Source organism: Streptomyces sp. KR55, from assembly GCF_052245645.1.
Classification (GTDB): domain Bacteria; phylum Actinomycetota; class Actinomycetes; order Streptomycetales; family Streptomycetaceae; genus Streptomyces; species Streptomyces flavusporus.
On record NZ_JBQQCE010000440.1, the window covers coordinates 1 to 8,214 of the forward strand.

12 protein-coding genes are annotated in these 8,214 nt (G+C 68.9%); 3 read left to right on the forward strand and 9 right to left on the reverse strand.

The features are described from left to right. Positions 1-15: 15 nt before the first annotated feature. The 4 genes from ACTWQJ_RS40930 to ACTWQJ_RS40945 form a co-directional block, all read right to left on the reverse strand. A complete protein-coding gene (locus tag ACTWQJ_RS40930) occupies positions 16-393 on the reverse strand; it encodes a hypothetical protein (RefSeq protein ID WP_443311500.1) in 378 nt (125 codons plus the stop codon). 100 nt (positions 394-493) lie between these two features. Continuing rightward, the gene (locus tag ACTWQJ_RS40935) at positions 494-1,312 is read right to left on the reverse strand and encodes a phosphotransferase family protein (protein WP_443311501.1); all 819 of its coding nucleotides are present in this window, start codon (positions 1,310-1,312) and stop codon (positions 494-496) included. An 88-nt stretch (positions 1,313-1,400) separates the two neighbouring features. Continuing rightward, positions 1,401-1,862, reverse strand: a complete 462-nt coding sequence (locus ACTWQJ_RS40940; RefSeq protein WP_443311502.1) for a glycine-rich domain-containing protein — start codon at positions 1,860-1,862, stop codon at positions 1,401-1,403. Between the two features lie 217 nt (positions 1,863-2,079). Then, the gene (locus ACTWQJ_RS40945; RefSeq protein WP_443311503.1) at positions 2,080-2,574 is read right to left on the reverse strand and encodes a DUF6415 family natural product biosynthesis protein; all 495 of its coding nucleotides are present in this window, start codon (positions 2,572-2,574) and stop codon (positions 2,080-2,082) included. Positions 2,575-2,764: 190 nt separating this feature from the next. Here ACTWQJ_RS40945 and ACTWQJ_RS40950 point away from each other — a divergent pair, with 190 nt between their 5' ends. Together ACTWQJ_RS40950 and ACTWQJ_RS40955 are read left to right on the forward strand one after the other, a co-directional pair. Beyond that, on the forward strand, positions 2,765-4,009 hold the full coding sequence (locus ACTWQJ_RS40950) for a Twin-arginine translocation pathway signal (RefSeq protein WP_443311504.1): 1,245 nt from the start codon (positions 2,765-2,767) through the stop codon (positions 4,007-4,009). Positions 4,010-4,011: 2 nt separating this feature from the next. Then, a complete protein-coding gene (locus tag ACTWQJ_RS40955) occupies positions 4,012-4,332 on the forward strand; it encodes a 4a-hydroxytetrahydrobiopterin dehydratase (protein ID WP_443311505.1) in 321 nt (106 codons plus the stop codon). A 60-nt stretch (positions 4,333-4,392) separates the two neighbouring features. On the opposite strand, the gene ACTWQJ_RS40960 is transcribed toward ACTWQJ_RS40955, so the two are convergent. The 4 genes from ACTWQJ_RS40960 to ACTWQJ_RS40975 all read right to left on the reverse strand — a co-directional run bounded on the left by ACTWQJ_RS40960 (position 4,393) and on the right by ACTWQJ_RS40975 (position 6,442). After that, positions 4,393-4,971, reverse strand: a complete 579-nt coding sequence (locus ACTWQJ_RS40960; protein ID WP_443311506.1) for a DUF4352 domain-containing protein — start codon at positions 4,969-4,971, stop codon at positions 4,393-4,395. Between the two features lie 450 nt (positions 4,972-5,421). Next, a complete protein-coding gene (locus ACTWQJ_RS40965) occupies positions 5,422-5,721 on the reverse strand; it encodes a hypothetical protein (RefSeq protein ID WP_443311507.1) in 300 nt (99 codons plus the stop codon). A gap of 188 nt (positions 5,722-5,909) precedes the next feature. Then, positions 5,910-6,239 (reverse strand): hypothetical protein, encoded by a 330-nt coding sequence (locus ACTWQJ_RS40970; protein WP_443311508.1) that lies wholly within the window; start codon positions 6,237-6,239, stop codon positions 5,910-5,912. Positions 6,240-6,250: 11 nt separating this feature from the next. Next, positions 6,251-6,442 (reverse strand): hypothetical protein, encoded by a 192-nt coding sequence (locus ACTWQJ_RS40975; protein WP_443311509.1) that lies wholly within the window; start codon positions 6,440-6,442, stop codon positions 6,251-6,253. A 235-nt stretch (positions 6,443-6,677) separates the two neighbouring features. On the opposite strand from ACTWQJ_RS40975, the gene ACTWQJ_RS40980 reads away from it, so the two are divergent. Beyond that, entirely contained in the window at positions 6,678-7,181 is a 504-nt protein-coding gene (locus tag ACTWQJ_RS40980; RefSeq protein WP_443311510.1) for a hypothetical protein, read from the forward strand. A 49-nt stretch (positions 7,182-7,230) separates the two neighbouring features. On the opposite strand, the gene ACTWQJ_RS40985 is transcribed toward ACTWQJ_RS40980, so the two are convergent. Beyond that, positions 7,231-7,620 carry a hypothetical protein gene (locus tag ACTWQJ_RS40985; protein WP_443311511.1) on the reverse strand — a complete coding sequence of 130 codons (390 nt, stop codon included), beginning with the start codon at positions 7,618-7,620 and terminating at the stop codon, positions 7,231-7,233. Positions 7,621-8,214 lie beyond the last annotated feature (594 nt).

Below are 8,214 nucleotides of genomic sequence, written 5' to 3' on the forward strand. Positions count from 1 at the left end.
GAGGCCACCCCAGACTCAGCGGCCAGCACCCAGCCGATGGTCATTCAGCTGAAGATCGGCGACCGCGACCTGGGTGAGGTCGTCATCGATCCGCTGCGTAAGGCGATCGCGGCTCGTGGCGGGATCGCGCAGGCCGGCACACGTGTCGACCTGGTCCAGCATCGGCGTCTCGGGATCGAGGCCGGGGTACGCCTTCACGAGGTCGGCGAGGCAGTCGTCACGCGGGTCATCGGCTGGCGCGCTGCTCGGCGTCTGTGCGGCTTTGTCGTCGCTGCCAGGCAGGCAGGCGGTGAGTGTGGCGGCAAGCAGGGCCGCCGCGGCGGCTGTACGGATACGCAAGGTCCCCCCTTGGGTGTGCAGTTGGGCGAGCAACCTGCCGTACGGGGGCGGCATCCGTACGGAGTTCGCGGGAAGGCCGTCACCCGCCCGTCCTCTCGTCACGGGGACGGGGGTGCAGAGGACGGGCGGGCGTTCGTGCGGCTGCTGCCGCTGCTCAGGGCGTGCGGGTTGTGGACCCAGCCTCACGGCACGCTGCCCAGTCCCGGGCCGCGGCAGTGAGTGCAGCGCGGTGAGGCAGCGGGCGCGTGCGTTCCCAGTCCTCCCACGCGGCGTAGACGGTGCGCGCGAAGAGGCTCACGGCTGCAGGGTCAGCCGCACGGTACGCGGGAACCTGCCGTGCAATCGCCTCGGCCTGTTCCGGGGTGTGGCCGGCCGAGATGAGCCGGGGGACTGTCAGCGCAGTGTCGGCCCATGCGGGGGCGGGGCAGGCAAGGGCCCAGTCCAGCAGCAGTAGCTCGCCGACGGGAGTCACCAGCATGTTGTGCGGTGACATGTCTGTGTGGGCAAGTCCTCGACCTTGCAGTCCGGTCGGCACGTCCTCGGGCAGGAACTCGGCCCACCGTGAGTGAAGCGGCTTCTTGCGCAGGGTCTCAGGCCATGGCGTCTCGGATACGACGACGAGCGTGTGCACGAGGGGGACGAGGTCGTCGGACCCTGGAGTCAGGTCCGGGTGCCGGCCGTCGATGTACTCGTACCCGTAGAGCAGCCACCCCCCGGCGTCGACCTCCCACAGCACGCGGGGCGCACGGGGCGCGTTCCGCGTGACCTCGGCCTCGTGGCGGTATACCCACGCCTGGGGGTCGTCGTGCCGGGTGCCCTTGACGAACGCTCGGCCTGCTCGTGTGCGGACAGTGCAGGCGAGCCGGGACATGACGCCGTGCGGCGCGGTCTCGGCCCGCTCGACCGGGCCTGTGTGCCGTTCGACGGCGGCCCGGGTCGGTGCCGGTAGGTCGTGCCATTCGATGCGGTCCACCCGTGGTCTCCTGCGATGGTCGAGCGAAACGGGAAGGCCTCCAGCCTGGCCACAGCGTGGCATAGACCGGAGGCCCACGGCGGAGCCGTCAGGGATGGTTCGGGCTGTCCGAGCAGTTCGCGTGGCACTGCGAGCAGTCCGCGAGGTCCAGCTCGGGCCAGAACTCCATGTCGATCTCGTACCCGGCAATGGTGATCGCGTCGACGGTCCGGGCCCGGAGTGCCTTGCCGCCGCCGTGCTCCTCCGGGTCGAGGTAGCCGGGCTGGTGGTCCAGGAACCGGCCGAACGTCTGCTCGCAGAACTCCCGGTACGCCTTGGTGTGGAGCAGGAAGGCGTGCCAGAAGTCGTCCACCAGCGGCGAGGGGCTGAGCGGCCGGTCGGCGTAGTCGCACGCCGCGAGGAAGGCGAGCATCTGGCCGACGCCGCGGTCCGCCTTCTCCTTCGTCAGCTGGGGGAACTTGTCGCACATGTTGGCGACGAGGGTTGCTCGCATCTCAGCGCTGATCAGGCCTCGCGCGTCGATCAGCGGGCGCTTCTGAGCAGTGGTCACGTTCCGTGCCTCCTTGAGTCGGTAGTGCTTCGGACGTGCGTCGTGCGCCCGCCCCGGGGCTCGACCTGTCCAGGGTTCGGGGTCCGGGGCGGGGGTCTGGGTGGCGCTCGTCAGTGACGGCGTACGATGCTGGGCGCAGCGGGAGCATCAAGACCGCCCCTGCCGCAGTGTGAGACGGAGCAGGGCGCGGCCGGTGTCGCAGGCGCCGACGGCGGCGTCAGTGGGGAGCGGGAGCGTCCCGCCGTGCCTGCCGGTACTCCTCGTAGAGCCGGTCGCCGGTCTCGCAAGAGACGCCGGCGTTTGACCCGTCCTCGTTCACTGCCCGGCACGTCGGGCAAGCGGAGCCGTGCACGAGCATGCACCGGTACGCGGCCTGCTCGGGTGTCTCGTCGGGTCCCGCGGTGTGAGGGCCTCCGAGGTTCTCGTAGTGGTCGCACAGGGCGTTCACCGATCGGGCGAGCCGTTGCGCGTGGGCGATGCCGGCGGGCAGGCTGCGGCCTGCTTCCAGGTTCAGGCGCATGCGGGCCTCGCCGACGCAGGCCAGCGCGCAAGCCCGCGGGATGTCGTCCTCGGGCAGCCCCGCGGTGGCCGTCTCGACTTCCGGGATGGCGAGCATGATGTGCCCGCGCAGCTGGAGAGTGAGTGTCTCCAGCTCGTCGGGCATGGGCGGTTCGGCGTCGTCGGCGAGAAGACGGCGCGCACTGCCGCGCATCAAGGCGAGGTCCAGCGGGCGCTCATCCCGTTCCGCCTCAACATCTTCTGTCGCACTGGGTGCACGTCCCGTAGTCACATCGCGATGATGGGTGTGCACGGTGAGACACAACTAGGCCGTGGCGTGGCCATCCGTGGCCACGTGGCGGCCATGGCCGGGAACGGGCGCGATGACACCTCAGACTGGACGCATGGGCCGCAACGACGCCTTACGGGCCGCACGGCTCCGCGTCGGCTGGCGCACCATCGAGCAGGCCGCGGCCAAGCTGACCGAGCACGGGCAACGACTCCTCGACGACCGCCAGTTCACCGTGTCCGCGCGCACATGGCGCCGCTGGGAGGGGGAGCGCCCCGGCTGGCCGGCCGAGGAGACCGCGATCGTGATTCACGACGCGCTCGGCCGATGGCCCGAAGATCTGGGATTCACCACGCCGCCCGGCTGGATCCGCCCCGAGCACCATGAAGAGGCCGATGTGAAACGCAGGGCGTTCGTCTCCGTCACCGCTGCCGCGCTCGTTGCTGGCCCGGTCGCGCCGCAGCACGTAGACCCGGCCCTGATCGACTACTTCCAGACCCAGCTTGAGGGGCACTACCGGGCTGACATGTTCCTTGGCCCTCACGACCTGATTGGCACCGTGTCTGCGCAGTACCAGCTGATCGACAAGCTGATCCGCTCGGCAAAGGGCGAGAAGAGGCGCGGTCTGCTGCGAGTCGGTGCTGCCTATGCCGCCTTGGTGGGCTGGTTGTACCAGGACGCCGGCGACATGGACGGGGCGAGCTTCTGGCGTGGCGTCACCCAAGAGATCGCCATGCGCTCACGAGACCCGCACCTGATCGGCTACTCCCTCGTCAATCAGGCGCAGGTGCGCACCGATCTCGGTGACGGGCACGCGGTCATCGACCTGTGCGAAGCCGCGCTGGAGGACTCCGGGCGCCTGGTGCCCAAGGTGCGCATCATGGCCATGCAGCAGCAGGCCCACGGCGCCAGCCTCACCAGGGACCGGGCGGCCGTGGACCGGCTCATCGACGAGGCGGACGGGCTGCTCGCCCGAGTCGACGACGACCTGCCATGGGGCAACGCCTGCCGGCGGACGCCCGGCTACCTCGAGGTTCAGCGTGCCACCTGCTACGGGCGCCTCGGCCTCGGCACGGAAGCCGTCTCCCTGTGGGACCAGGTCCTCGACATCGTCCCGGAGACCGCGCGCCGGGACCGTGGCGTGTACCTGGCTCGGCACGCCACCGCGGCGGCCGGAGCGGGCGAACCTGACCAGGCCCTGGAGATTGCCCGCACGGTGGCGGATATCGCCGTAGAGACCCGTTCGGCGCGTATGCGGCGGGAGTTGGCCACCCTGCAGCGGGCGATGCGGCCGTGGCAGGATGCCCCGGTCGGCCGGGACCTCGCCGAGGTTCTGGCGCCCGTGATCGAGGGGAGCTGAGCGTGGCAGAGGCACCGGTGCCGCTGACCGAGGACGAGATCGAGGCCGCTCTGCGGGCGGCGCCTGGGTGGCGGCGCGAGGGCGATGAGATCACCCGCACGTTCTCGATCCGTTATCACGGCGGTGTCGCAATGATCGTGCACGTCGCGGATGTCGAGCGGCTCATCAGCCACCATGCCGACATCGATCTGCGCTGGGGCAAGGTGCGGTTCGCGATCACCACGCACGACGTCGGCCACAAGCTGACCGAGGCGGACTTCGACCTTGCACGGCGGATCGACGCTATCGCCAAAGCGCACATGGCTGAGCCGCTCGACAGCTGACCGCGGACATGGGGAAGCCCCCAGACGGCCCGTCACGGCCGCGCTGGGGGCTCTTCTCAGCTACGCCTTCGGGATCGCCCACTCCGTGGGTTCACCACTCCCCGGCTGGTACACCAGACGCTCGGGCCGCTTGTCACTCGGCACGGGGAAGGCGACGAGGCCGCGGGCACAGCGCCCGGGTGTGAGGGTCTTGTCCATCGGGTACTCGGGCTTAGGCATGTCGCCGCCGGAGGAGCCGGTCACTTCGATGCTGGTGCCATCCTCGTAGGCCAGTGACCACGGGAACTGATCGACGGTGAAGTCGGTGCCCTCAATGTTGCAGACCTTCACCTCCGCGGTGGCCCAGACGTCACCGCCCTGGAAGTCCTCCGGCTTCTGAGGCTGCGGCCCCTTGTAGGGCTGCTGGTATTCGAGGGCCTGCACGGTGGCGTGGACGTCGACTTCGGTGTCGACGATGGTCTTCGCAGCACCCATCTTGAGGACGCCGTCAGCGGCGTCTGCTGCGGTCTCCGCGCTCGGTGTGGCGGTCACGGTCTGTGTGACGGTGACACGGATGGTCTTGGGCTCGTCGCTGCTGCTGCACGCGGTGGCGGTGGCGCCGAGCAGTAGGGCGGCGGCGATGGCGGTGCGGGTGCGCATGGTCCCCCCAGGGTCGTGCGTGTCGAGGTGGGCATCATGCGCCGCGTGAAGGCACTGTGTGGGGCGTGTGGCTGTGTTGTGACCCCCGGACGCGTGGGAGCACTGACGGCCGCAGACTCCCCTCACGACGCCCCGTCGGTCGGAACCTCCTCCAGCTTCCCGTACGAGTCGAGCGACCAACGGACGTCGCTGTCGTCCGTGAAGAACACCGTCGGCCGGTTGTTGTGCACGGTCACCGTGGGCCAACTCTGAGAACCGAATCGCACGGCCCTACCAGGCCCAAGCAGGTAAACCGGCATAGCCAGCCGGTCCCCAGCCGTAGCCCCTCGCTGGGATGGATCAAACGCTGGCCACTCCCACACATCGGACGCCGTGTAGGCGGTTCCGAAACGCACTTCAAGCTGGTGCACAGGGGCATCACTGGGGTTCTGCACGGTCACGGCCCAGTGGTCAGGTCCGCCGGTGAGACCACCCGCGCCGTCTGGCTGTCCACCAACCATGCGCTGATACATCCGGACCTGGCGGGCCTGCGCCCACCGCCGGTCGTCTGCGGCCGCGCAGCTCTACGCGCTCCAGTTCCAGGTTCTGCTTCTGCTCGGCCATGAACCGCGATTGCTCGGCGATGAACTCGCGCTGCTCGCCGATCTGTTGCCGCTGGCTCGTGATCGTCTGGTACGCAAACCAGGCTGCGCCCAGCGCACCCGCCCCGCCGATCCACGTCGGCACGTCGCCCCAGTCCAACAGGCCCACCCCCCGCCTCTTCCTCCGACAGCCGCGACTCGTTCGATCTCGCGCCGTCTCAGTGCCGCGATTCCCCAGACACGGACGCCCCTTCAGTGCCAGTAGTTCCCGGATCGGTCCTGAACGACGAAGCCACCCACCAGTGCTCCCGGTGGCGGGCGAGCGACGCCGGCACCGCTCCTTGTGCGACCGGCTCGTCAGTCAGCAGAAGCGCCGTTGACCTTCTGACCGGGGGCGCGCGGCGGGATCGGCCGCATTCCGGGCAGCTTGGCCGCCCCCGCGTTCCAACCGGCGCTGAACATGTCGTCGCGCAGCACGGTGACTTCGTCGGCGATCGCTTCCATCTCTTCAATGGTGATGGGGGTGGCGTTGTAGCCGATGGACTTCCTGACGGGCTTCATCGCCTCCAAGCCGCCGTTCTCCCCGGTGTTCATGAAGAGCGAGTGGACGACCGCGTTGCGCCTGTCCTTCAGTGCCTTGGCGCGGTTCAGGCATGCCTGGATCTCGGCGGTGTCCGCGTCGGCCACCGTTCCCACGCTCAGCGCGAGCTCGCACAAGTGATAAGGCGGGCGCAACCCTCGGTGTTGGCGGAGAGCAACAGGGTCGGTTCCGGGGCGATTGTGCCGAGCAGCTGGCGGAGGCTGAAGTCGAGCTCAGCACCGGCGACCGTCACGCGGCCGACGGCCTCGAAGAAGGGGTTCCGCTCACGCGGGGTGGCGTCCGAAGTCATGGCGGGCATGGTACGGCGGCAGACCTTGGCAATGCTGCCGATTTTGGGCGACTGCCGGAGAACCCGCCAACCGCATAGGGGATGCGGTTCGTTGGCTCTGACCTGCCCTTCTCATGCGGTGATGGCACCCGTATGACACAAGATAGACAGGCGCGACTGTGCTGCAACTGGCAGGAGCGATGAAGTGGGCCCCTCCGATCCCGCGCACGCAGACCCGGATCGCTATCGTCCCGATATGGATTGGGGAGACGTACCAAGTGCAGTCGCCGCGCTGGTAGCGGTCGTGGCCGCCGTCTTCAGCGGCATTGCCCTGAAGCACAGCAGACAGTCAGCCAACGCAGCCAGGCAGTCCGCGGACTCGTCGGAGAGGGCGGCTGCGGCGGCAGAGCGTTCGGCGGCAGCAGACGAAGCTGCGCTGGCCGAGATGCAGAACGAGGCAGCCGAGCGGCGCGCGGCTGAAGCCGAGGCGGCTCGGCCAAGGCCTGACCTGCGCGTGGAGCGGACGTCCAAGGTGCAGTACCTGCTCCGTAATCGCGGAACGGGTCCCGCGGTCAATTTGACCGTCGTACGAGCAGGGGAGCCCGGCCAGTGCAGGAACTTGCCGGAGGGGGTGACTCTTCAGCCTGGCGAGAGCCACGAGTTCCAGATTCTGACTGCGATGGGCTTGGACCCTGTGACCGCGATCTACGTGAAGTGGGATGGACAAACTGACGCCATAGCGGTGCCCGTGCCCACGTGAGCCATCAGAGAGTGCTGTCCTCGCACGTATGGCGCCACACGCTGGCGAGTCAGCAGTTGCTCCATGAGTACGCGTCCGTGGCGTCCTCGACGCACTCCTCAACGTCGCTGCGGAGATCGTTGATCGCGTCTTCCTGCACGCCTTGGTCGATCGTGTCGAGGATGGTTTGCGCGGACGCTCGATCGGCGACGCTGAAGCAGCCGGGGTTCTGCAGGATCGTGTTGGCCAGCATCCGGCCGTTGGTCCGCTTCTCTTCCATCGGTTGATCGACGTCCGGCGAGATGCTGTCGATGTACTCCTGGTGCAGCCTCCGGGGCTCTGCGCAATCGGCGGCGGTGGAGCTGGGCTCGGGGGCCGTGAGTCGGCCGACTGCGAAGCCGCCGCCCGCGAGCAGCGCGGCAGCGACGGCTATGCCGAGGATGCGGGCTGGTGAAGGCATGGCTCATCATCCCGTTCAGCGGGTACCTGCGTCATGGGTTCTGCGCCACGCGTTGTGCGCGCGCCGGCCGACGCGCAGCCGAAGCCTGCGGCCACGGCACCGCGGGCACGTCCGCGCCTTCCCGAACCGCTCGACTACGCCCCGCCCCGCGCCCCTGCGGCACGGCGCGAACGGCTTCACGGCACACAACACTGCGTAACCGCCGAGCCAGAGCAGCAGCCCGACCATAGCAAGCCACATGAGGTGTCCTCCCCCTCGAATCCTGGTGTTTCCCGCCTACCCACCGCCCCGGTCACGGCCAGCTGCTGGCCGACCCGGCGGCCAGCAGCGTGCGCGCCGACGACGTCGCCGTCCAGCCGCCCGTCCGGCACCCCGAGAGGTGAGGCCGTCATGCCCGCATCTGCCGCGTACGCGTCCTGGCTGCCCGGCCTTGACGCCGACACGGACGTGAACACCGTCATCAACTAACGAGTTGGTGCGTGATAGCGGGTGGGCATGCTCTCGTGGTGAGGGGCATGGTCGATCGGGCGGTGTTGGCGCATCCGTTGTTCACGGGCATCTCGACGGCGCGTCTGGTGTCTTTGGTTGAGGAGT

Coding starts and splice junctions, on each gene's coding strand:
- ACTWQJ_RS40975 (WP_443311509.1), bottom strand. CDS start 6,442: ATGACTTCGGACGCCACCCCGCGTGAGCGGAACCCCTTCTTCGAGGCC.
- ACTWQJ_RS40930 (WP_443311500.1), bottom strand. CDS start 393: ATGCCGCCCCCGTACGGCAGGTTGCTCGCCCAACTGCACACCCAAGGG.
- ACTWQJ_RS40950 (WP_443311504.1), top strand. CDS start 2,765: ATGGGCCGCAACGACGCCTTACGGGCCGCACGGCTCCGCGTCGGCTGG.
- ACTWQJ_RS40960 (WP_443311506.1), bottom strand. CDS start 4,971: ATGCGCACCCGCACCGCCATCGCCGCCGCCCTACTGCTCGGCGCCACC.
- ACTWQJ_RS40980 (WP_443311510.1), top strand. CDS start 6,678: ATGGATTGGGGAGACGTACCAAGTGCAGTCGCCGCGCTGGTAGCGGTC.
- ACTWQJ_RS40945 (WP_443311503.1), bottom strand. CDS start 2,574: ATGCGCGGCAGTGCGCGCCGTCTTCTCGCCGACGACGCCGAACCGCCC.
- ACTWQJ_RS40985 (WP_443311511.1), bottom strand. CDS start 7,620: ATGCCTTCACCAGCCCGCATCCTCGGCATAGCCGTCGCTGCCGCGCTG.